Below are 23783 nucleotides of genomic sequence, written 5' to 3' on the forward strand. Positions count from 1 at the left end.
GTCAGGCCTCCAGCTGCCGTCCCAGCCGCCGGCAGACCAGGATGAAGCCGATCGCGCCCAGCGCGGCCACGACGGCCATACCCGGGTTGAGCAGCGGCTCGTGATATTCCTTGATAAAATCATCCGGCAAACCAATGCCGAACACCGCGACGCTGACCACGACTTCCGCCCCCGTCACGATGAAGGCCAGCCAGGGCGCAAGGGCGTAAAGCCCGACGGCGCCGGCCGCGATCGCCATCAGCGGCATGGCCAAGGCGCCCTGATGGATAATGGTGGAGCCTTCCTTGAACATGGCGAGGCTCCACACCACCGCCGTCAGCAGGAACACGCTCCCCGTGACCAATACGAAACGGGCGGCCTCCCCTTGCCGGCGCACAACCAGCAGCACGGCCGGCAAGCCCAGGTAAAACACGCTGACGACGCTGGACACCATGAAGAACTGCCCCCCGCGCAGCCCCCCGGTCAGGCTGTGATAGCGCGCGCTGTCGCCGGCTAGCAGAGCCGCGCCGGCATCCCCGATCCATGTGGGGATATCCCACGCAGCGTTGAAAATCTGCTTGAAATTCAACCACTTGGTTTGAAGGATTTGTTGCCAGGATAGCGGCCCGTAAACGTCGCGCAACGTTTCCAGGGTGCCGCGGGGATCGACTTGGGTCACGTCCGCCAAATGATACTTCAGCAGCCGGTTGCCAGGCGGATCGACCAGGGCCTGATAGAGGGACCAGGGCAGCATCAGGGCGATGAAACAAACGCCGCCAGCCAGGATGAAACGCCAGGTGGGGATTCGCCCCATGGCAAGGAAGACGGCGACCACGGCCAGCAGGATGAAGGCCGTGCTTCCGTGGCTCAGCATCGCCAGGGCGGCCGTGGCGCCGACCAGGGCCCCATGGCGCCAGCTGGTCCGGATTTCATGGTAATAGGGAGAAAGCAGCAGCGCCGCCGTCATCAGGATGAAACCCGCTGCGATCAGCTTCGGCCATACGAAGAATCCGTTTATGATGGCGACCGAGGAAAAGGCGCAGGCCACGAGACCGGCGGCAATGGCCCCGCCTTTCAACCGCCAGACCGCCAGGTACGCCGCCAGTCCCAGCAGGAAAAACGCCTGCGCGCCGATTGATGCCAGCTCATACGCCATGTCATGGCGCCACCCCGCCTGAACCGCTAGCGGTGCCACTTCCAGCGCCAGCCCCGTCTGCAGCGGCGGACGGTCACTGGTCAGCCAGTCACCGGTCAGAGGCCTGGGAATGTAGTTATGGTAAAGGCCGTCCTCAAACAGACGCGGCAACGCATTGTCTATGGGGAGGTGATGCGAGAAGCGCACAGCCGCCGTCCGGAGGACGTCCCCCATGCCACCATAAACCAAACCGGCGGCGCTGAGGGCCAGGGTGAACAGACCAACCAGCACCAGCGCGGTCAACGCCGGATCGTTGGCCAGCCGCTCCTTCCGCAGCCATCCCGCGCGCCAAGCGCAGATGCCGGCGGCAACGAAAGCCATGGCCCCTATCAAGGTGACGGTCGTGCCAATGGCTTGGGAAAAGAAATAAGCGAAAAAGGTGATGTAACCCGCCACGCCATAGCTGACGCCAGCCAACACAATTCTTTCAGCCGGTAATTTGAGCCACCTGCTGCCGCCCATGAGAGCGACCGCCGACGGCAAATAAGTCAACGCTAGGATTACAAGTGTAAAAGACAGAAGAAAAATAACGTTGGAGAACCACTCGGCGTCAATCATATCCGTCGTACCGATCTTTATTCCAGGTCCGTTCAGTAAAAACTGCGCTGCCCTGGCACGAAATGAGTGCACGCAGCGCGCCACCTATATCATTGAAATTAGCAGGAATGCTACGGTGAAGCGGGCATGCCGTTGCGTTAGGGCGGCCGGGCCGGCGGCCCCCGACTTTCCTTGACAGCTCTTTGGACAGGCGTGAAAAGCGGTAGTCGCGTTGGGGAAGCGCGCAGCGCCCTTCTTTTACCTATTGCAGGCTTGGGCGCCACCTTCAAACGGTTACCACGTCATTAGGCAGCGCATGCGAAATAATACCGGCCGTACCAACTGGACCGATCGACTGGCCCTGGCCCTGGTCATTCTGGCCCCCGTTTTGGTGAAGCTGCCTCTAATCCTGGGGCTGCGGATCGCCGATCCGACACCGCTTTACAGTCGCTTGGCAAGCGAGTTGACGATGGCCCATCCGGGCAATCCGACGCTGGATCCGAATATAGCGTTCACCAGCCAGACCCTGGGCCATCGCGCCGCGCTGGATTTGCTGAGCGGCCACATGCCGTGGTGGAACTATTTCCAAGGCGTCGGCATGCCCTTGGCGGGGGAGATGCAATCCGCCGCCCTGTTTCCGCTGACACCGCTGCTGGCCCTGCCTAACGGTCAGCTATACATGCACATCATCCTTCAGATCATCGCCGGCATCTTTACGGTACTGCTGATGCGCCGCCTGGGGATGGGCACGGTCGCGGCGACCCTGGTCGGTGTATTATACGAATTCAACGGCACCTACGCCTGGTTGGCCAACGCCGTTATCAATCCCATCGCCTTTCTACCTATGATCCTGCTGGGGGTGGAAGCGGTGCGCGCCCGCTTTTCCCAACCCCCTGACGGGTTGGCGGGTCATTCCACCGGTTGGTGCTGGATTCCCGTAGGCCTGGCACTGTCGCTGTATGCCGGCTTTCCTGAAACGGCTTACCTGAATGGCTTGTTGATCGGTGTTTGGACCCTGGTCCGCCTAATTGGCTTGGGCTCTGTCCGGGTTGGCGCCCGCTATCTGTCAGGCGTGGCAGGGGGGGCCGTCGTGGGGATGCTGCTGTCGGCGCCCATCCTGATCGCCTTCACCGATTTCCTGTTGGTGGCCAATGTCGGCGGGCACGGCGGCGACGGCTTCCGGCACATGCACCTGCCGGCTGGCAACATCGTCAACCTGACGCTGCCCTATCTTTTCGGCCATTTGGGCGAACTGCCCATCCCTGTCGGCAACGGCGCTTTCTGGGGCAATGTCGGCGGCTATGCCGGCATGGCCCTGGTGGCCCTGGGGCTGGTCGGCGCCGCCGGTGCCCTGCGCGACGGCACGTATCGCGCCCTTCGTCTGGCCCTGGCCACCTGGGCGGCCGTGACCATGGCCGCGACCTACGGCGCCCCCGTCATCACTCCCTTGGTCACCAGCATTCCCGCTGTCGGAACGGCGGCCTTTTTCCGTTATTTCTGCGCCTCGTGGCAGTTCTCGTTGAGCGTCCTGGCGGGCTTCGCGGTGCAGGATCTGGCCACCGCGTCGGCGCGACGCCCCGGTTGGCAATTCTGGACCGGCCTGGCCGCAGCCTTCGCGGTAACGGTCGCGGCCCTGACTCCAGCCGCGCCCACCCTCGTCGGCCTGCCACTCACCCCTTGGTTCCAGCGGTCTTTGATGGTGGGGGAAGCTGTGCTGGGTGGCTTCGCTCTGCTGGGTGGACTGCCCCTGGCAACCAGACATCGCGCCCTACTGGTGGCCATCCTGGCCGGTTTGGAGGCGATGCTGCTGTTCATTGTGCCTTTGCGCAGCCTGCCCTCGGCCGCCGTGGTGGAAACGCGGGGGGTGACCTTCTTGCAACAGCATCTGGGTCAACAGCGCTTTTATTCCCTGGGTCCGGTGACGCCCAACTACGGCGCTTATTTTGGTATCGCCGGCATCAATCACAATGATATGCCGCTACCCCGCGCCTGGGTCGATCATGTAGTCAAACATCTGGACGACAATACCATAGACGTGCTGTTCACCGGCTTCAGTCGGGCGTCAGCCAGCGGACCGACGGCTCTCGATAACCTGCTGCGCAACCTGGACGCCTATCGACAGTTGGGTGTGAAGTACGTTCTCGGGGGGCCGACCAACGCCAGTGATTGGACACCTCCCGGCAGCGCCGCGCAGCAAAGCGGCAACAGCGCCGGGCCCTTGCCGCCGGATGGCCACGCCGCCTTCATGGTGCCCCTGCCCAACCGCGGGACCGTGACTCAGGTGGGCCTTTTCCTGGGCACGTATGGGGGTAAAAGCGACGGTCGGCTGACGGTGAAACTGTGCGCGGTCGATACTTGCGCCCAGGGATCGCTCGTCCTGGACCATCCGGCCGACAACGCCTACGTCTCCATCCCCTTGGATAGCGGCCTGACCGTCGCTGGCGGTCAGGCCCGGCTGGATCTGCAAAGGACGGGAGGCACCCAGCCCCTGGTGTTGTGGATGTATCCGGCGCTGCCGGACAGCACGCGCACCCTGGCGCTGGATGGCGGCTTCGCGTTCGACGGGTTTGCCCCCAAGCTCTCGCTGACCCTTGACGCCGAAGGCCCCTTGCATCCGGTGTTCCACGACCGCGTGATGACGGTGTATGAGTTGGACAACCCGGCGCCTTACTTTGCCGCCGAAGGCTGTACGCTGAGCATTCAATCACGCGAAGCGCTAGTGGCGGACTGCCCCACCGCCGTCCCCCTACGCCGGCTGGAACTGGCCATGGCGGGATGGTCGGCCACGGTGAATGGCTCCCCCCAGGCCGTGGCTGCCGACGGGCCCCTGTTCCAACGCATCGACCTGCCCGCCGGCCGGTCGGTGGTCACCTTCCGCTTTCAACCGCCTTCCATATCGCTGGGCTATGTTCTTCTCGTACTCGGCCTGGTCGCTCTAATGGCAGCCAACTGGTGGGACGGACGTATCGGCGGGCGCCCCTCAAGCCCAGGAGCGTCGGTCTGAGCCGCCTCGTGACCATATGAAGGTGGAGTCGGGCGGGCCATACCGTTGAATACCCGCCCAATGAACCTTACGTCCCGGGGGCTATCCTTACTCTCTGGGGGAGAGGGCGCCAGGGGAGAGACTCGCGCAAGGCCCCCTATCCTTACGCGCTGGGGTCGAGTCGCGCCGGAGGACGATTGCAGGCGGTTTTCCGTCGGCGCCTCGGGTATCCTTACCGCTCGGGGGCCTGCGACTCCTTGATTCTCCAACGGTCAGGGCATTTGCCTTACCGCCTGCGGGTATTGTGGCGCGTTTCTGGCTTATCGAGCCCATAGCAGCTCTTCTAGCCGATATTTCAAGGGGTTGTTGCCCACTTTTCCGTCGAATGGCCACCTGCCCCTCCCCCGCGCCGTAAGGATCAGCGCCGGTAAGAACCCCCAGGCCGTAAGGATGATCGCGCCATCGCCCCCAAGCGGTAAGGCTTCCCCCAGCGAGTAAGGAAGATGAGACCGGGTACGCACACGTGATTCGGGTGGGTCTGGAGCGGCCATCCTTACCCGACGAGTCGCAGGTCCTTATCCGACGAATCGCATGGGGCCGGTAAGGCATCCGGGTGGGCTTTGTTGATGCTTTTGCCCTCAAATCTACTGTCTATTTTAGAGTGTTCCCTTTCAAAAAGGATTTTAGGACGCGCAAGCCCAGGCAAACCCTGGGGTTTTGGCACCTTATGCTTACCAGCCGGGGGCGATATCCCTACCGGTGGGGGCGAGTCGCCTGCCGCCCCAGGGCGTAAGGGCGCGGTGCTGCAATGCCCCCGCGCGGTAAGGAACTGGCAAATCAGGGGTTTCCACCCTTTCCTTACTTGCGGCCCATGTAAGGAAGCCCCTACAGTGCCGCCATTCGTTCACGGGATGATGGCATGGCGCGCAAAAGCGATAAACCGGTCTTGAGGCCGTCGGTTTCAATGCCGGCGGGGCCTGCGGCTGACCGCTTGGTGTCGCCCGCAACGGCCGCGACCAGGGACGCCCTCATGCCCTATCGGCCGCAGGACGTGGCGGGGCCGGGCATCGTCATCGACATGGACGGCGGCATGGACACCTCCGTCCCGGCGCTGGCGGAGGAGAACGCGCTGGGCCTGACGGCCAAGGTGGCGGCCGCGACGTTCGAACGGGATGGCTACAAGCATCTGATCAAGGCGGCGGAGGCGGTCTATTCCTACCCCGCCAACGGCTCACGCCTGTCCCTGCCGGCGCAGAAGATGCTGAACTTCATGATCCACCTGGCCGGCAGCCAGAACTTCGCCAACAAGCTCTATCGCCTGCCCAAGAAGGTTGTGCGCGGCAACCACAAGGGCAACGAGCGCATCTTCGACGCGGTGAAGGAGATTTACGAGTCCAGCCTGGTGGTCATCGGCCCCTTCCGCGGCCGCCGGTCCCGCGCCGAGCTGCGCATCCTCAGCAGTTATGTCCGGCCGGAGGAGGAGATCGAGAGCGACAGCGCCGACATCCACTTCCAGTTCACCGACGCCTTCCTGGAACTGCAGCGCGCCTCCAAATTGTGGGCCAGGCTGTCCGGCCCGGCCATGGTGAAGGTCACCAGCACCTACGCGCTGAAGCTCTATGAGATCGGCATGCAGCGCTACCAGATGGACTTTCCCTCCCTGGCGCTGGACATCGATACCCTGCGCCGCCTGCTGAACGTGCCGGAGGGGGCGTACAAGGACTTCGGCATCCTGCGCACCCGCACCATCGACCGCGCCATCGCCGAGGTGAACCAGCTGGCGCCCTTCCGCGTGGAAATGCCGGAGGCCAAGATGGTGCGCCGGGGCCGCAAGGTGGAGGAGGTCACGCTGGACTTCTTCGCCAAGGACGAGGACGAGGTGGCCGACACCTTCCTGGAGCGGGAACGGCACAGCGTGGGCCGGCGGGCGCGGCGCATCGGCAAGGTGGAGAAGCTGGAGCCGGCGGTGGTCGAGGCCACGCCCCTGCCCGACGCCGACGATGCCAACGCCCTGTGGGCCGCCGCCCGCCACGCGCTGTTGGCCAAGAACGTTCCTGCCCCCTTGCTGCGCGACCTGGAGGTGGAGCGCATCGAGGAGACGGCGCGGGGCGAACGCCGGCTGGTGCTGGTGGCGGGCCATCCGGCCACGGCGCAGACGGCACGCATGAACCATGAGCCCAGCATCCGCAGCGTCCTGGTTTCGCTGACCTCCGGGTCCATCACCGGGGTGGAGATCGTGGCACCCCCGCGCCGTAAGGATAAGGCGGCCGACCCCGCCCCGTGAGGTAAGGATGATGACCGGGGCCGTGGTTGCGACACCGTGGTTGCGACGTCGCAACCAGGTTCGTGACGTTGACGTAACACAACGAGACATGTTGACGCCGCCAATTTAGCGCCACTATGCTGACGCCCAACATCTTGGGGCTCAAAACGGAAGGGACGGCCATGGATGGCGCCGCATTGCGGATCGCGCGGGAAGCGCGTGGTGAAACCCAGCAGACCTTCGCCGACTGGCTGAACGCCAGCCTGGCTCGCAAGTACGATAAGGGTCGCATCAGCCGCTGGGAAACCGGCGGGGAGAGATCCCTCAGGCGGTCATCGACCTGCTGACCCCCCGTCGCCGCGCCCGTCAGACGGCCACCATCATCGCCTTGTCCAACCAGAAGGGTGGCGTGGGCAAGACCAGCGCCTCGGTCAACATTTGCGCCGCCCTGGCGGCCTTGGGCCAGCGGGTGCTGTTGGTGGACGCCGACCCGCAGGCCAGCGCCACGGTACACCTGGGCATCAGCCAGGCCGACATGTCGGAGGCGGGCAAAACCACCTATCACGTCATGCTGAAGGACCAGGCGACGGGCCAGGCGGCCGTGCCGGTATGCGAGGGGCGCTTCCACCTGCTGCCCAGCACCATCCTCCTGTCGGCGGCGGAGACGGAGCTGATCGCCGAGCCCATGGGCACGCTGGTGCTGCGCGAACGGTTGGCCATGGTGCGCCGGGCCTATGACTATATCCTGATCGACTGCCCGCCCCACCTGGGCATGCTGACCCTGAACGCCCTGGCGGCGGCCGACGGCGTGTTGATCCCTGTGCAGACGGAGATGCTGGCCCTCATGGGCGTGCCCCTGCTGCTGGACACCATCAGCAAGGTGCGTCGGCGCGGCAACCCGGACCTCAGCGTCATCGGCATCCTGCCCACCATGTTCACCGCCCGCCATACCCAGGACCGCGCCACCCTGGCCGACCTGGAGGCGCGGTTCGGCGGCGCCATCCGCATCTTCACCCCCGTGCCGCGCGCCACCATCTTCCCCCAGTCCGTGGCCGCCGGGCAGCCCACCATCGATGTGGCATCCGACCCCGCAACCGTGGCACCTTTCCGCGAGGTTGCCCAAGCCCTGCTTGAGGCGGATGGAGAGGACGTCGCCCATGTCGCGTAAACTGGCCCGCAGCAATCCCGCCCTGGCGGCGACGGCGGCCAGCCTGTTGCCCGCCACGGCCAAGCCGCTGAACAAGCTGTACGGCACGTCGGAGGATTTTCCGGAACTGGTGGAACTGGACCTGGACCAGGTGTTCCCTAACCCCGACCAGCCGCGCCGCCATTTCGACGAGACGGCGCTGCGCGAGCTGGCCGACAGCATTGCCGCCCAGGGCCTGATCCAGCCCATCGTCGTGCGCAAGCGGGCGGAGGGTGGTTATCTTATCGCCGCGGGTGAGCGCCGCTGGCGCGCCCATCGCCTGTTGGGGAAGGCCACCATCTTCGCCATTGTGACCCAGGGCGGCGTCGATGAGATCGCACTGATCGAAAACCTGCAGCGCCAGGACCTGGACACGCTGGAGGTGGCGTGGGGCTTGAGCCGCCTGGGGGAGACCCATCGCTACACCCAGGACCAGCTGGCCGGTGCCGTGGGACTCAGCAAGTCTGAAGTGTCGCGCCTGCTGGCCCTGGTGCGCCTGCCGGACAGCATCCTGGCTGAATATCCAGACTATCGCGACCAGGTGAGCAAGAGCCACCTGTTCATCCTGGCGGACGCCGAGGATGACGCCGCCCGCCATCGCCTGTGGGGTTTGATCAAGGGGGGCGCCACCATCAAGGCCTTGCGCGCGGCCAACAAGCCGGCCGAGGCGGCGTTGCCCAAGGCGGCCCCGGCCGCCGGCCGCCTGATCACGCGCATGGAGCGGGACTTGGCGCAGGTGTCGGCCGGCCCCAACGGCCTGGCGGCCAAGGACCGCGAGCGGCTGGAGAAGCTGCGCCAGCGGCTGGACGAAATCCTCCGCTAATTGCGACGTCGCAATCGGCGCTTCAGGAGCACACGGATTTGACGATGCAGGGTGAGGGGGGCTGGCGGTAGGTCGCGGGCCTGCCGCAACGTGCCCCCAAGCGGTAAGGATGGGGCCAGCCGAGCCTTGGGCACGCCGATGCGCTGTGACAAGTAGATGCCGGAGTGGCCGCTGAAGGCATAGGCGACGAAGCAGGCGACGGCGATGTAAGGGGTGTGCGCGGCGCCGAACAGCTCTATCCCCATCAGGGTGCAGGCCAGGGGCGTGTTGGCCGCCGCGGCGAACAGCCCCACGAAGCCCAGGCCGGCCAGCAGGTCCGTCGGGGCATCCATCACGCCGGCCAGGGCATGGCCCAGGGCGGCGCCGATGAAGAACAGCGGCGTGACCTCGCCACCCTTGAAGCCCGTGGCCAGCGTGGTGATGGTGAACAGCGCCTTCCACAGCCAGCTGAAGGGGTGGTAGGGCGCGGCCTGGAACAGGCCGGGCAGGGTGATCGCCCCCGGATCGGCCGACCAGACGCCCAAACCCAAATAATCACGGGTGCCCAGGATGTGGACGAAGGCGATCAGCAGCACGCCACCCAGCACGGGGCGCAGCAAGGGCCGGGGACAGAGGCGGCGCACCAGCGCCGCCGCGCTGTGCGAGGTCTCGGAAAAGACAAGGCCGCCCAGGCCGAAGATCACCGCCGCCAAGGTCACCTTGGCCAGCAGTCCGCCTTGCAGGTGAAAACCGCCGTCGCCGGCGGCGATGGCGTAGGCGGTATGCTCGATGCCCCAGGCGTGGCAGGTCCAGTCGCCGACCAAGGCCGCGATCAGGCAAGGCAGCAGCGCCTCATAGCGCACCTGGCCCAGGCTCAGCACCTCCAGCGCGAAGACGGCACCGGCGATGGGCGTGCCGAACACCGCGCCGAATCCGGCGGCCACGCCGGCCATCAGCACCAGGCGGGTATCGCCGGAGGAGAGTTTCACCAGGCGGGTGAAGCCGCTTGCCAAGCTGCCGCCCAGTTGCACCGCCGTGCCTTCGCGGCCCGCCGAGCCGCCGAAGAGATGGGTGACGACGGTGGCGGCCAGGATCAGCGGCGCCATGCGCAGGGGCACACCGGCGCCGGGCTCATGGATCTGGTCCACGATCAGATTGTTGCCGCCGTCGGCCCGCCCACCGAAACGGCCATAGACCCAGACGATGGCGACGCCGGCCAGGGGCAGGGCGTATAGCAGGGCGGGGTGGTCGAAGCGGGCCTGGGTGGCCCAATCCAGGCTCCACAGGAACAGCGCGCAGGCGCTGCCGATCAGGGCGGCGACCGGGGCTGTCAGGCATAGCCATTTCAACAGGGCGCGCGTCTGCGCGGCCCACGAGGCCAACAGGCGACGGGGGATCATGAGCGGAACCCGGAATTGATGAAGTAAGGATAGGGCACGGACACTGCGGACAGACTCCAACCGTCAGGTGGCGAAACACCGAGGGTAGGAATCATCAGCCACAGAACGGGGCGGTTCGGCCGCGGAACGGCCAGGCAGAAATCCATTGCCGGAAGCAGCTATTACGGATGCCGGTGTCGCCTGTCAACGGCCCACCGCGCCGCACCTGAGTCGCGAAGGGTATCGAATTGGGTGCAAAGACCCGAGTCGCTACATACAGGCAGGCGGAAAGAAAGCTAAAGAGTTTTTAACTTGCGTGATGCGCCGAGTCGCGCGCGCCGCTACAGGGTGCGGATTTTGTTCAACAGGGCCAGGAGCTGGGTCTGCTCCTCCGCCGTCAGGACGGCGGACACCTTGGCCTCTTGTTCTTCCACCAGCCCCTCGGCTTGGACCAGCAGTTCCTGCCCCGCCTCAGACAGGCTCAGCATCTGCACCCGGCGGTCCTGGCGGCCGCGCACGCGCTTCAACAGGCCCCGATTGGCCAAGCGATCGACCAGGTGGGCCATGTTGGGCGGGGCGATTTCCAGCACCTCGCCCGCCTGGCGCTGGTTCACGCCCTTGTTCACGCTCACCAGGCTCAGCAGCGAGAATTCCGCCAAGGTCAGCTGGCAAGGGGCGAGATGCTCCAGCACCAGACGCCGGACCAGGGTTTCCGCCCGCGACAGGTTGAAGCCCACGAACCGCTCCAGCTTTGAACAGTCCAGCGCCGTTTCCGCCTTGGCCGTGGCGGACAGGGACTCGTCGGGGCCTTCCTCGGCTGTCAGCACATCGGTGGCGGGCGTGGTGTTCTTCAGGGCCGGCATGGGAGCGGTCTCAAACAAAAGCGGTGCGGGCGTGAAAGGGTAGGGCGGGTGATCGGTTCAGGCCCTTATATCAGCCGGGGCGGCGGGGCCAATAGCGTTGGTGCCCATGGCGTTGGTGCAAATGGCGTTGATGGAAGTATCCCGGTAATTGTCCTGGTCGTCCAGGGGAACCACCGCTCGCCCAACGTTCCCCGGCATGGCGCCGGTGGGTTTCGGCAGGGAAGGTGCCGGCCATCCCCCAGGCGGTAAGGATGGCCGGCTTCACGACACTCAAATCGGGTAATGCCGAGGGCCGGTCTGGATGGTGACCCAGCGCAGCTCCGTGAACTCGGCCACGCCCCATTTGCCGCCGAAGCGGCCGTAGCCGCTGCTTTTCACGCCGCCGAAGGGCATCTGCGCCTCGTCATGCACGGTGGGGCCGTTGATATGGCAGATGCCGGACTCGATGCGCTGCGCCACGGTCAGGGCGCGGGCGACGTCACGGCTGAACACGGCGGCCGACAGGCCATACTCGCTGTCGTTGGCCACGCGGATGGCCTCTTCATCGCCCTCGACGCGCATGACCGCGACCACGGGCCCGAAGGATTCCTCGGCATAGAGCTTCATCTCATGCGTCACGCCGTCCACCACCGTGGCCTGCATGATGGCGCCGTCGACCGTGCCGCCGGCGGCGATACGGGCGCCCTTGGCCACGGCATCGTCCAGCAGCGCCTTGATGCGCTGCCCGGCCTGGGCGTTCACCAGGGCGCCCAGGATGGAACCCGGGGTAGCCGGGTCGCCAGCGGTCAGGGTGCGGGCCTTGGCCGCCAGCTTATCCACGAAGGCGTCGGCGACGCGGGCGTCCACCACCAGCCGCTCCGTTGACATGCAGATCTGACCCTGATTGAAGAAGCCGCCGAAGGCGGCGGCCTGCACCGCCGCGTCCAGGTCGGCGTCGTGCAGCACCAGCAGCGGCGCCTTGCCGCCCAGCTCCAGCAGGGCGGGCTTCAGGTGCTTGGCCGCCAACTGGGCGACGATGCGGCCCACGCCGGTGGAGCCGGTGAAATTCACCCGCCGCACGGCCGGGTTGCCGATCAGCCGCTCCACGATGGCCGGGGCGTCGGCGGGCGCGTTGGTGACGACGTTCACGACACCGTCGCCCAGGCCGGCCTCGGTCAGGATCTGGCCGATCAGGCGATGGGTGGCCGGGCACTGCTCACTGGCCTTCAGCACCACGGTGTTGCCGCAGGCCAGCGGCGTGGCGATGGCCCGCGTTCCCAGGATGACGGGGGCGTTCCAGGGGGCGATGCCCAGCACCACGCCGCTGGGCTGGCGCAGGGCCATGGCCAGGCTGCCCGGCACGTTGCTGGGGATGACCTCGCCATTGATCTGGGTGGTCATGGCCGCCGCCTCACGCAGCATGTTGGCGGCCAGCATGGCGTTGAAGCCGTACCAGTTGGGCATCCCGCCGATTTCCGCGGCGCCGATGGCGATGAAATCCGCCGTGCGGGCGTCCATCAGGTCGGCCGCCTTCAGCAGGCGCTGTCGCCGCTCCCCGGGGCTGAGCGCCGCCCAGGCGGGGAAGGCGGCCTGGGCCGCGGCCACGGCGGCATCGGCGTCGGCGGGGGTGGCCGCGGCCGCGGTGGTCACGACCTTGCCGCTGACGGGGTTGGCACGGGTGAAGGTGGCGCCGCCGGTGGCGGGCACGTCGCGGCCGCCGATCAGCAGGCCGATGGTGGTGGTCGTCATCGGTCCCCTCCCAGGGAATTATCGTTGGGGTTTATCGGTGTCACCGGTCGCCGCCAGTCCCCCGGGACGTAAGGATAGCTTCCCGGGGGACTGGCGGCGGCGCTTATCCTTACCGCCTGGGGGCGTGCAGGCCCCGCCTCTCAAGCGCCGCGCTTGTAGGTCTGCAGGCCGGGCTTGATGCTTTTGTCGTCCAGGAACTGCTTCAGGCCCTGTTCCCGGCCCTTTTCCGGGTCGCGCAGCTGGGCCTGATCCAGCTTGGCATACAGGTAGTCTTCATTCTGCTCCCACGTCAGCTCGCGGCAGCGCTTGAAGCCGTGCTTGGCGGCGCGCAGCACCACCGGGTTCTTGGCCAGCAGGACCTGGGCCAGCTTGGTAACCTCATCGCGCAACTGGTCGCGTGGCACGCTCTTGTTCACCAGGCCCATCCGGGCCGCCTCCTGGCCGGTGAACGTTTCGCCCGTCATGATCAGGTGCAGGGCGGCGCGGTGGCCGATGGTGTCGGCCAGGGCCTTGCTGACCAGGTTGCCCGGCGGGATGCCCCAGTTGATCTCCGACAGGCCGAACACCGCCTCGTCGGCGCAGATGGCCAGGTCGCACGCCACCAGGGGGGAGAAGGCGCCGCCGAAGCACCAGCCGTTGACCATGGCGATGGTCGGCTTGGAATACATGCGCAGCAGCCGCCATTGCCAGGTCGAGGCGTCGCGGCGCACCTTTTCCTGCAGGATTTCCGGGCCGGCGTCGATCTCGCGGAAATATTCCTTCAGATCCATGCCCGCCGTCCAGGCGTCGCCGGCGCCGGTCAGCACCACCACCTGCGCGTCGGCGTCCAGTTCCAGCGTTTCCAGCACGTCGACCATGTCCCGGTTCAGGGTCGGGCTCATGGCGTTGCGCTTGTCCGGCCGGTTGAGGGTGACCCAGGCGATACCGTCCACGACATCGACCAGGACGGTCTTCCAGCGATCCGCATATTTGGACTGGGACATGGGCCTCGGGGCCTCCTCAACTGCATTTCCTTCAAGGGCCGGTTCACGGCCGGTGATTAACTTATATAGAATAACTATTATGGGTGCAATAGATCGCACGGGGCGGGTACCCGCATTGCGACGTCGCAAATGCCGGTCGGCCCTGGGTGGTGGGACGGGCGCGGAATCCGGGTGTCAGGGATCAGGCACGAAAGGCGCGCAGGCGATCGGCCGCGCTGGCGCTCAGGCTGGCGCCGATCATCGACGGGATGACCAGGGTGACGGTGGTGCCCTGGCCCAGCACGCTGTCGACCGTCAGGTTGCCCTTCAGCCGCTGGGTCACGTGGTTGTAGGCCACGTGCAGGCCCAGGCCGGGATGGCCACGGCCACGGGCGGTGGTGAAGAAGGGGTCCAGGATGTGGGGCAGCACCTCGGCGGGAATGCCCCGCCCGTTGTCGGTCACGGATATCAGCACCACGCCGCCCTCGGCCGAGGCCGTGACCGTGACGTGGCCATGGGCGCCAGGGTCGAAGGCATGGTCGGCGGTGTTGGCCAGGATATGCGTCAGGGCGTTCACCAGGGATTCCGGCACCGTGGGCACCACCAGGCCATAAGGCACGTCCACCGTCAGCTCTATGGCGCCTTGGGCCAAGGCGGTTCGCGCCACGTTGGCCACATCGGGAAGCAGGGTGGACAGGTCGACCTCCGTCACCTTGCTTTCGCCGTCCTCCGCCGCGATGGCGGTGAAGCTTTTCACCAGGGCCGCCGTGCGCTTGGTGTTGCGTTCCACTAGGTCGGCCAGGTCGGACCATTCCTCCAGCCCGGTTTCCAGGGCGTTGCGGGTCAGCTTGCCCTGGGCGATGTTGTCGCGCACATCCTCCAGGCTGCCGCGCAGGCTGCCGGCGGCGGTCAGCACCACGCCCAGGGGCGTGTTGACCTCATGCGCCACGCCGGCCACCAGGCGGCCCAGCGAGGCCATCTTTTCCTGCTGGATCAGCTTGGACTGGGTGGTGCGCAAATCGGCCAGGGCCTGGGCCGTTTCCATCCAGGCGGTTTCCGCGCGGCGGTAGGATTCCGCGTTTTCCAGGGCGATGGCGCTATAGGCGCACAGTGTGCGGAAGATCATCTGCTCCCGGTCGCCATAGGCATGGTCGGCGACCACCACAAGCACGCCCAGCACGCGGTTTTCAACCACCAGCGGATAGGCCAGGGCCACACCATCCTCCACCGTCTCCGTCAACTCCTGCCGGCTTTGCGCCGCGCGGGCGGGCAGGGAGTGGGGATCATCCAGGTAGACCGGCTCGACGGCGCTGCCGTCGGCGGTGGCGGGTTCCAGATACGACCCCTGCAGGCGGTACAGCACCAGGCGGTGGCCGGTCAGCAGCTCACCCACATAGCGCTTCAGCGTGCTCAGCACCGCGTCCAGGATCAGGGTGGCGGTGATGTCCTGCCCGGCGTCGCCCAGGCGGCGCAGGATGGCGGCGGACTGGGTCAGGGCGGCGTTGGCCTCCGTCAGCTCCACCGTGCGCTGCGCCACCACCGCCTCCAGCTCCTGCTGGCGGCGGCGCAGGATGGCGGTGCGGCCCCGCACCAGCAGGCCGACGGCACCGGCCAGGGCGACGATGCCCACCATCTGCGCCCACCAGGTCTGGTACCAGGCGGGCAGGATGGCCAGCGGCACCGTCAGCTCCGCCGTCGACCATTGGCCGCTGCGGTTGCTGCCCCGCACCCGCAGGGTGTAATTGCCGGGCGGCAGGTTGGTATAGGCGATCTGCCGCCAGTTGCCGTCGATTTCCAGCCAGTCCCGGTCCAGCCCCTCCAGCTTGTAGGCGTAGCGGTTGCGCTCCGGGGCGGAGAAGTCCAACGAGGCGATCTCCAGGCGGAAGCCGTGGTCGTCCGGGTGGATCGTCAGGGGCGTGGTGGCGTGGGCCACCTGCCACCCCGGAACCTGCCGCCGGCCGATAAAGGCCTGGGTCACCACCACCGGCGGCACATAGGTCCAGTCCGCCAGCAGGCGCGGGTGGATCAGGGTGACGCCGTCCTCCGCCCCGAACAGGATTTCACCGTTGGGGCCCTTGGCGACGGACGTGGACCAGTGGGTCGTCAGCCACACGCCGTCCGACCGCTGGAAGGGGCGGATGGCCATGGTGATGGGATCGATGCGGACGACGCCGGTGTCGGTGGACACCCAGATGAAGCCGTCCTCGTCCTGGGCCACGGCGTTGGCGGTGGCCAGCAAGGGCTCCACATCGCTGGCCAGGAACTTCACCGGACGCCGGCCGTTGGCGCCCGGCTGGCCGATCATGGCGACACCCTGGCCGTAGATGGTGGCCCACAGCCGGCCCTGGCGGTCGGTGGCCAGCGACGCGATGTTGTGGCTGGTCAGGGTGGTGGGGTTGCCGCTGTCCAGGTCGATCTTCTGCACCGTGCCGCTGTCGATGCTGGCCAGGTACAGGCCGCTGTAGGTGCCGATCCAAAGGCCGTGGTCATCCGCCAGTTGCAGCACCGTGATGCGCTGGTCCTGCAAGCCGCCGGTACCCTGGCCCAGCGGACGGGCGGTCCCCGTGGCGGGATTGTAGGCCCAGACGCCGACGTTGGAATCGCCGATCCACAGCTGGGTCCCGTCCCACTGCAGGCTGGAAATGTTCAGGGCGGCGTCCAGCCCCGGCACCCGCGTCAGGTGCACGGCGCCGGCGCTGAGATCGGTGCGGTACAGGCCATCGCGGGTGCCGATCCACACGGTGCCGTTCTGCTGAAGCGCGAAGGACCGGGCCACCTTGGCGGGCAAGGCGTGTTCCGGGTTGGCGGGGTCGGAGGCCAGGTGGGAGACCAGCTGCCCCGAAGCGTCCAGGACGTCGACACCGCCCCGGCCGCGGCCCAACCACAGCTTGCCGTCCGGCGTGACCATCAGCGAATGGGCGCTGCGGTCCTCCGTCTGGGGGTTGGAGGAGATGGGGGTGAGGAAGCGGAAGGCCTGGGCGGAGGGATCGAAGCGGCACAGCCCCGGATAGGTCCCCACCCAGACCAGGCCCGCCTTGTCCTTGTATAGCGACAGGATGTTGTCGTTCAGCAGGCTGTCCGGCACCGTGCGGTTGCGCTTGATGGCCTTGGCGCCCCCGCTGGCCAGGTCCACCTCCAGCAGGCCATCGCCCATGGTGCCGACCCAGAAGACGTCGGGCTGCACTTCAAGGATGGCCTTGACCCAGTCGCCAGCCACGCTGGCGAAAGAGGCAGGCACGGCCTGGAACTGCGGCTCGCCCGCCTGGTCCACCTGCAGCAGCAGCACGCCGTGGCGGCTGGTGCCCAGCCACAGGCGGCCGTGGCTATCCTCGTAAAAGGTGGTCACGCCATCCATGGCCGCGGACCGCGGCAAGGTAAGGCTGCGGAATTCCGCCTGCCCCGGCGGCAGATAGGCCAGGCCGTTGGCCGTTCCCACCCACAGATATCCCAGGTGGTCGCGCTTCAGCGCCTGGATCTTGTCACCCACCACACCGCCCGCCGGGTTGTCGGCGCCGTGCAAATGCGTGGCCGGTTCCTGGTTGGCGGCCAAGTGGTCCAGGCCGCCCTCGGTTCCCACCCAAAGGCCGCCGGCGCCGTCATCCTCGATGCTACGGACGTCGATGTGACTCATGGTGTCCAGCGGCACGCGCACGAACCGGTCGGTGGCGGCGTCGTAGCGCACCAGCCCGGCGGCGCTGGTGCCCACCCACAACCGCCCTTGGACGTCGGTGTGCAGGGTGCGGATGTTGCTGTCGGGCTGGCCATAGGGCCCGGTGGCCCCGCCGCCGTAGGATTTGAAGTGATAGCCATCGAAACGCGCCAGGTCGCCGGCGGTGCCCACCCACAGGAAGCCCTCGCGGTCCTGCTGGATGGCCGTGATGTATTCGATGCTTTTGCCTTTGTCTTCGTTATACCGGGCGAACAGGTCGATGACCGAATTGCGCCACATCTCAGCACCACGCGCCGGCGCGGCGGCGAAAATTGGTAAACAGACAGCGACCAGCACGCCAACGCGCCCGATTTTATTGAGCGATCTTCCAATTTCCTGAACGAAATTCAGCATGAGGCTCATCTTATACGTCAAGCGGCGGCGTCAGGGTAATGATCGATCAGTCTAGCGCGATATGTGCCTCCCGGCGAAAGCGGGGCCTTGGCAAGCCAGGCCGGATACGGTGCCGTACCCAGACTTTCTGCCAAGACCCCGCACTAATTTCACCTGCTTTTATTCTGCGGAGACGTTCTGGTCCTGGACGTCTTCGACCGAAACGTTCTGATCCTGAACATCCTCGACGGAGACATTCTGGTCCTGCACGTCTTCCACGGACACGTTCTGATCCTGGACATCCTCGGTGGAGACGTTTTGATCCTGCACGTCTTCCGTGGAGACGTTTTGATCCTGCACGTCTTCCGTGGAGACGTTCTGGTCCTGGACGTCCTCGGTGGAGACGTTTTGATCCTGCACGTCTTCCGTGGAAACGTTCTGATCCTGGACGTCCTCGGTGGAGACGTTTTGGTCCTGCACGTCTTCCGTGGAAACGTTCTGATCCTGGACGTCCTCGGTCGAAACGTTCTGGTCCTGAACCTCTTCGACGGCGGCGACGACCTTCACCGGCGCCGCCGGCTTGGCGAAGGCGGCCAGCCAGCGCTGCTCATCGGCGTTCAGCGCGCCAAAGCTGGTGACATAGCGCACCGGGTCGGCACGGAAGGACTGGGCCGCATCGGGGTCCAGGGCGATCCGCTGCATGGCCTTGAAGTAGGCCTGGGACATGGCGGGCGGGGTGGACGGCACCAAGGTGATGGGGGCCGACTGCTCCGCCGGCACCGGCAGGGGCTTGCCCACCATGGAACTGATGCCCAGCCGCTCCGCCATGGCCATGTCGTTGTCCAGGCTGTCCTTGGGCGGGATGTACAGCGTGCTGGCCTTGCTCAGCCGCTTCAGGTTGGCCGGGTCACGGTACGCGCCCAGCTTCAGCCGGCGCAGCACCGGCTTCTGCCCCGGGCGGGTGGCGCCGACATAGTCCACGCAGGGGTGGTCCTCGCCATAAATCTCGATCAGGCGCTCGAACAGGATGGCGCGGCGCTCCAGGTTGTCGGTCACCGGACGGAACAGGTCGCCCACCGGGCCCACCTGCATCAGCACGACATGCCCGCTGGTGACCAGCGGCCGGTTGCGCAGCAGGAAGTCGGTGGCCTCCATGGCCTGGTAGCCGGACTGGCTGGGGTCCACGCGCAGGTCGGCGAACAGATAGTCCAGCGACGACACGCCCGGCAGCAGGCAGGTGTCATAGCCCTCGGCCTTGGCGGTGGTCAGGGCCAGGCGGGCGGGGGCGACGTAGAAGCCGGGGTGGCCGTAAAAGACGCCGGTCACGCGGCGGCCGGACCGCACCTCGGCCACCATCACCTCGGCCATTTGCACGTAGGTCAGGCTGCGGCGCTTGTCCGCGCCGTACAGGGTGGTGAGGTCGACGACGTTGGGGTTGAGGGCGTGCAGATCGGCCAGCATCAGCGGGTCGCGGATGCAGTGGAACACGACGTCGGCGTGGCGGATGTGGCCCTCGGCTTCACGGGTCAGATGACCCAGGGCCTGGATGCCGGTGCCCACAATGGCCAGGCTTCCGCTGGATTGTTTCGCTTTGGTTTCAGTCAGGATCGCTTGCGTATCGGCAATTCTGGTGTCCGGCATCACTACCCCCATCGGTTGAGTTTGTAGTTGGGCAGATAAGCTACCAGTCTACAATCAGAACGGGTAGATGGAATATGGCATCCGGACGGAATCCCCCATCGCGCCGGGGTCGCCGTGGCCTGTGGAAGGCGGCGGGATGGTCCATGTCAATGGTGCGTTAATGGACCTTTGCAATCGGGTGGATAGTTGGACCATAGTGCCCGCGGGGGATGAGTGCTGACCTGCGGATCAGAGGGGCTTCGTTGTTCGATATCGGCTTTTTGCGCGCGGGGCTGCGGCGCAGGGTGCGCGTTTTGTGGGTCATCGCCATCATAGGCGTCGCCATGGGGCAAGCGCTGGCGGCCACCGGGGACGTGGGGGAAACCGGAAAGCCCGTGACCACGGCGGTTATTGCCTCATGGCCGATCGATTTCCATCCATTGACGGGGAACGAATTGGGGCAGTTCGCCGTCAAAAGATTCGTGACACGCCCGGTCCTTGATCGCTTCGATGGTGATCTTCACTGCGTCTTCTGCACCAAAATTCCGTCTGCAGCGGATGGAACGTTGGTGGTTTCCCGACGCTCTGACGGTGGACAGGTCACCACGGCCACCTATGCGCTGATCCCACATTCGTTGTGGGACGATGGCAGCGAGATCACCACCCAAGATCTCGCCTTCTCCTGGGACGTTCTGCGCGCAGGAGGCCGGGATCTGGTCGCCGGGGATTCCCGGCGTCTGAACATCAAGGACTTGCACATCATCGACAAATACAGGTTCAGCATCACCTACGATGGTGCGGTATGTGGCGAGCAGCTGGATGTGCCGCCCCCATTGCCAGCCCATCTGGAACGATCAATCTGGTTGGCGGATCCCGCCCATTACTTTGAGCGTTCCCTTTATCGAACTCAACCAGCCCATGCTGGCCTGTATAACGGGCCATTTCGTGTGGAGAGGATCGGGACCGATAGCCTTCAGGTGGTCAAGAATGGGCGATGGTCGGGTCAAGCGGCCGTTTTCGGCCGGATGAACGTCATGGTGGCTGCTAACCAAGGAGATCTCGAACAAAAGGTACGTGCCGGCGGCGTGGATATCTTCTCAACGCTTACCTTCGACGTGGGGCAAAGGCTAGCTCACGAATTTGGGGACCGATATAATGCGTTTTACTCCCCCAGTGCCCATTTGGTTCACCTCAAGGTGAACTTTGACAATCCCATCCTTTCCGACCTCAGGGTTAGAAAGGCATTGCTTCATGGCTTGAACCGCGAAGAGCTGATCGCAACCCTATTGGAAAACAAGGGTGTGGTTGCGCAGGGACTGCTCAGCCCATTCATGCCGGGATACGCGGCGGTGACGCGCTATGCCTACAATCCCCAGAAATCGGCTGCGCTTCTGGACAGCGCTGGCTGGGTAAAGGGCACGGATGGCCTGCGCCACAATCGCGCGGGCGCCCCGCTCCGCTTCGAATTGCGTTATCGTCGGAATTATCCCTGGATAGACCTCGCTCCCCGGCTGGCGGCAGCCTGGCAAAATATCGGGGTACAGGTTGATCTGATAGAGGACCCACAGCTGTCCGGTGATGCTTTGGATACCCGCCAACGCTATCTCGGGCTGGTGGGATTTGCTCAAGGCTTCGAAGAGGGTTGGGAGGCGACACGCACCTGGTACCATTCCGCTATGATCCCGGCAGCCAGCAACAACTGGCAAGGCAACAATCATTTCGGCATCCATGTGCCAGCGCTGGATGAAACTTTGGACAAGTTGATCGCGGCGGGATGCAATCCGGATGCCCGTGGCACCGCCCTGTCCGAACTGCAGCAGGTTTACGCGGAGAACCTGCCGACACTGCCGTTGTGGTTCGGCACTGTCATCACGCTATCCGACAAGCGATTGACGGGGACTATCGATAGGCGCACCTCGGCTATGGCTCCGCCGGAATTTTGGCGGCCGCATTCCTAATAGTGCCGCAGTGAAGTGCATTTTGATGGGCTGGCACGATTAAACCCTTTGGGCCTCAACCCATGCGGGTGGTATGACCCATACGGGACATGGGTCATGGGCGATCCCACCGCAACGGCTCGACAAGTGTCAACGGGTGACGAGTTGGGAGAATTGGTGCAGGGGCAACGAAACCGCGATTGGGGCCTCGGCATGGTCACGGCCCCCTCACGACGTTTGATCGAACGTGTGCGGATGGTGCTGCGCATCATGGTTCCGGTATGCGCCGCCGGCTTGCTGATGGTTGGTTTGTTCGGCACAGGTGAGCGTACCCTAAGCCGGCTGACCGGGGCGATCGACCAGATCGTTGCCCGCAATTTGGCGGGCAGCATCAAGCTGTCTGATATCAACACCCGAGTTCAAAACGTCAATGCCCGCTTCAACCGCCTACTCGTCCTCAAGTCCGCCGGCCGCCAAACCATAGACGTCGCGGCGGAATTGGCGGCAATCACGACCCAGGTTGACGCGATTGTCACCGACCTGCAGGCCTATCGCGACTCCTACGCAACGGCCGAACAGCGCGTTCGCCTGGATGAAATCCTCCGCAGCCTTGCGGATTATAAAAATTCGGTTGCCTGGGTCGGCTCCATGCTGGGAATCGATTTCGCCAGCACAGTCAGTTTCATCGAACCTTTTGGTGCCGTCTTCGATCGGGTGCAGGCGGAATTGACCCGTATTGTCACTGAGACGGGTCAAGACGCGCAATCTCGGGCCACCGAGGCTACTCGGCAGGCGGAAGCCACGGTGCGTGCCTTCCTTTATTCGGCCGTGGCCGTCATGGTTGGCATCGCTTTGCTGGCGTGGCTTATCGGCCGTTACCAGCAGCGTCTGCGCATCAGTTCGGAAATGCTACGCCGGGAGGTCGAGGCACGGACCGTGGAACTGCGGCAGGCAAACGGGGAATTGGCCGCGTCGGCCGCCACCCTGCGCCAATTGGGTGACGCCGGTCTGGCTTTGACCGCCACGCTGGACTTGAACGAGGTTCACGCCGCCCTGCGCCGACATCTGTCCGAACTCATCCCTGTGGATGTTTTCGGCATGGTGAGGATCTTGGGCGACGGACGTGACCTGTTGTTCGAGCAGTTCATTTTCGAGGGAGAGCCCTGGCCGATATTCTCACGGCCCTCCCTCTCCAGTTCCGAGCCAGCCGTCCGGGCGTTGCGGCAGGCTGGTGGGCTGATGCTGAGGGGGGATGAAGCGGCCGTGTGGGCCAAGGGGGTGGCCGGGGATCGCTTGAGCATGCCGATGCAGGCAGCCATTTGGTGGCCCTTGGTGGTATCGGGTCAGGTCCTGGCTGTGATCACCGTGCAAAATCACGACATGCTTGCCTATGGGCCACAAGTGTTGGAGATCCTACGGTCAGCCTGCGCCTATGCCGCCATCGCGATCGCCAACGCTTGTTCCTATCGAGACCTTGAAGCGACCTTGGCGGAGTTGCGCACCGCCCAGGATAAACTGGTGCAGCAGGAAAAGATGGCTTCCCTGGGCCGTCTCGTTGCTGGTGTCGCCCATGAGATCAACACCCCTCTAGGGGTGGTCCTCACTGCCGCAGGCAGTCTCTACAGCGGGGTCACCGATTTGCGCACTGCCATTGCCCAGGGGCGCTTGACCCGCACGGCGCTGGAGCAAGGCGTTGCGGAATGGGCGGATTTGGCGACCGTCGTTGAGCGGAACGCCGTGCGTACCGCCACCCTGGTGAAAAGCTTCTCTGCTGTCGCCGTGGACGAGACCGAGGGTCGCGTGCTGGAGACGGACCTGTCCATTCTGCTGGCGGACGTGGTGGCATTATTTCGGCCAGCCTTGGACCGCAGCGCCATCCGGTTGGAATTGGCGGTGGAGGAAGGCATGGTGATCCGCACGGTGCCCGAATCGCTGACAGACGCCCTGACCCGCATCCTGGCCAACACGATTGATCATGCTTTTCCCGGTGGCAGGAGCGGACATGTGAGTGTCGCCGCTACGGCTGGTGAGAACAACGGTGTGACGATTACCGTGACAGACGATGGGGTCGGTATCGCAGCCGAGGCCTTACCTCATGTCTGTGATCCTTTTTTCACGACCGCGCGAGGCAGCGGTCATCCCGGACTGGGCCTGCACGTGGCCTACAATCAGGCGATCCAACGTCTGAAGGGGGCCTTGATCGTGGAGAGCACGATCGGGATGGGAACGCGTGTTACCTTGCAGCTTGCGCATCAGGGCTCCCTAAGGTAGACATGGCATATAGATTTTATATCTCAAATATAACTG

Annotated in this window: 14 protein-coding genes and 1 riboswitch; of the genes, 7 read left to right on the forward strand and 7 right to left on the reverse strand. The window is 65.2% G+C overall.

All coding sequences use genetic code 11. The annotated features are described in order from the left end of the window. Position 1 precedes the first annotated feature (1 nt). A complete protein-coding gene (locus UAJ10_RS00990; RefSeq protein WP_322913390.1) occupies positions 2-1732 on the reverse strand; it encodes a hypothetical protein in 1731 nt (576 codons plus the stop codon). Positions 1733-1943: 211 nt separating this feature from the next. Between UAJ10_RS00990 and UAJ10_RS00995 the strand changes: the two genes are divergently transcribed. The 5 genes from UAJ10_RS00995 (at position 1944) to UAJ10_RS01015 (ending at position 8966) form a co-directional block, all read left to right on the forward strand. Further along, the gene (locus UAJ10_RS00995; protein ID WP_322913392.1) at positions 1944-4715 is read left to right on the forward strand and encodes a hypothetical protein; all 2772 of its coding nucleotides are present in this window, start codon (positions 1944-1946) and stop codon (positions 4713-4715) included. Between the two features lie 1009 nt (positions 4716-5724). Continuing rightward, positions 5725-6978: a replication initiation protein gene (locus UAJ10_RS01000; protein WP_322913394.1), complete on the forward strand. Its 1254-nt coding sequence runs from the start codon at positions 5725-5727 to the stop codon at positions 6976-6978. Between the two features lie 116 nt (positions 6979-7094). Beyond that, positions 7095-7304 carry a hypothetical protein gene (locus UAJ10_RS01005; RefSeq protein ID WP_322913396.1) on the forward strand — a complete coding sequence of 70 codons (210 nt, stop codon included), beginning with the start codon at positions 7095-7097 and terminating at the stop codon, positions 7302-7304. Between the two features lie 62 nt (positions 7305-7366). Then, a complete protein-coding gene (locus UAJ10_RS01010) occupies positions 7367-8125 on the forward strand; it encodes a ParA family protein (protein ID WP_322913398.1) in 759 nt (252 codons plus the stop codon). After that, positions 8115-8966, forward strand: a complete 852-nt coding sequence (locus tag UAJ10_RS01015; protein ID WP_322913400.1) for a ParB/RepB/Spo0J family partition protein — start codon at positions 8115-8117, stop codon at positions 8964-8966. Before UAJ10_RS01010 ends, UAJ10_RS01015 begins: the two co-directional genes overlap by 11 nt. On the opposite strand, the gene UAJ10_RS01020 is transcribed toward UAJ10_RS01015, so the two are convergent. From UAJ10_RS01020 to UAJ10_RS01045, 6 genes are all read right to left on the reverse strand, one after another. Continuing rightward, positions 8963-10345, reverse strand: coding sequence for a voltage-gated chloride channel family protein (locus UAJ10_RS01020; RefSeq protein ID WP_322913402.1), 1383 nt, complete (start codon positions 10343-10345; stop codon positions 8963-8965). The genes UAJ10_RS01015 and UAJ10_RS01020 overlap by 4 nt on opposite strands. Before the next feature lie 78 nt (positions 10346-10423). After that, positions 10424-10504: riboswitch (Fluoride riboswitch) on the reverse strand. 161 nt (positions 10505-10665) lie between these two features. Then, complete coding sequence (locus tag UAJ10_RS01025; protein WP_322913404.1) at positions 10666-11187, reverse strand: MarR family winged helix-turn-helix transcriptional regulator; 522 nt, start codon at positions 11185-11187, stop codon at positions 10666-10668. A 270-nt stretch (positions 11188-11457) separates the two neighbouring features. Then, a complete protein-coding gene (locus tag UAJ10_RS01030; protein ID WP_322913405.1) occupies positions 11458-12915 on the reverse strand; it encodes an aldehyde dehydrogenase in 1458 nt (485 codons plus the stop codon). Between the two features lie 140 nt (positions 12916-13055). Next, positions 13056-13898 carry a p-hydroxycinnamoyl CoA hydratase/lyase gene (locus UAJ10_RS01035; RefSeq protein ID WP_322913406.1) on the reverse strand — a complete coding sequence of 281 codons (843 nt, stop codon included), beginning with the start codon at positions 13896-13898 and terminating at the stop codon, positions 13056-13058. Positions 13899-14079: 181 nt separating this feature from the next. Then, on the reverse strand, positions 14080-17826 hold the full coding sequence (locus UAJ10_RS01040; RefSeq protein ID WP_322913407.1) for a sensor histidine kinase: 3747 nt from the start codon (positions 17824-17826) through the stop codon (positions 14080-14082). 273 nt (positions 17827-18099) lie between these two features. After that, positions 18100-19560: an SAM-dependent methyltransferase gene (locus UAJ10_RS01045; protein ID WP_322913408.1), complete on the reverse strand. Its 1461-nt coding sequence runs from the start codon at positions 19558-19560 to the stop codon at positions 18100-18102. A gap of 242 nt (positions 19561-19802) precedes the next feature. Between UAJ10_RS01045 and UAJ10_RS01050 the strand changes: the two genes are divergently transcribed. Together UAJ10_RS01050 and UAJ10_RS01055 are read left to right on the forward strand one after the other, a co-directional pair. Further along, a complete protein-coding gene (locus UAJ10_RS01050; protein ID WP_322913409.1) occupies positions 19803-21497 on the forward strand; it encodes an ABC transporter substrate-binding protein in 1695 nt (564 codons plus the stop codon). A 96-nt stretch (positions 21498-21593) separates the two neighbouring features. Continuing rightward, entirely contained in the window at positions 21594-23747 is a 2154-nt protein-coding gene (locus UAJ10_RS01055) for an ATP-binding protein (protein WP_322913410.1), read from the forward strand. Positions 23748-23783: the final 36 nt, after the last annotated feature.

The organism is Nitrospirillum guaranorum (assembly GCF_034653275.1).
Lineage (GTDB): Bacteria > Pseudomonadota > Alphaproteobacteria > Azospirillales > Azospirillaceae > Nitrospirillum.

Coding starts and splice junctions, on each gene's coding strand:
- UAJ10_RS01035 (WP_322913406.1), bottom strand. CDS start 13,898: ATGTCCCAGTCCAAATATGCGGATCGCTGGAAGACCGTCCTGGTCGAT.
- UAJ10_RS01015 (WP_322913400.1), top strand. CDS start 8,115: ATGTCGCGTAAACTGGCCCGCAGCAATCCCGCCCTGGCGGCGACGGCG.
- UAJ10_RS01030 (WP_322913405.1), bottom strand. CDS start 12,915: ATGACGACCACCACCATCGGCCTGCTGATCGGCGGCCGCGACGTGCCC.
- UAJ10_RS00990 (WP_322913390.1), bottom strand. CDS start 1,732: ATGATTGACGCCGAGTGGTTCTCCAACGTTATTTTTCTTCTGTCTTTT.
- UAJ10_RS01045 (WP_322913408.1), bottom strand. CDS start 19,560: ATGCCGGACACCAGAATTGCCGATACGCAAGCGATCCTGACTGAAACC.
- UAJ10_RS01005 (WP_322913396.1), top strand. CDS start 7,095: ATGCTGACGCCCAACATCTTGGGGCTCAAAACGGAAGGGACGGCCATG.
- UAJ10_RS01040 (WP_322913407.1), bottom strand. CDS start 17,826: ATGTGGCGCAATTCGGTCATCGACCTGTTCGCCCGGTATAACGAAGAC.
- UAJ10_RS01000 (WP_322913394.1), top strand. CDS start 5,725: ATGCCCTATCGGCCGCAGGACGTGGCGGGGCCGGGCATCGTCATCGAC.
- UAJ10_RS01025 (WP_322913404.1), bottom strand. CDS start 11,187: ATGCCGGCCCTGAAGAACACCACGCCCGCCACCGATGTGCTGACAGCC.
- UAJ10_RS01020 (WP_322913402.1), bottom strand. CDS start 10,345: ATGATCCCCCGTCGCCTGTTGGCCTCGTGGGCCGCGCAGACGCGCGCC.
- UAJ10_RS01055 (WP_322913410.1), top strand. CDS start 21,594: ATGGGCGATCCCACCGCAACGGCTCGACAAGTGTCAACGGGTGACGAG.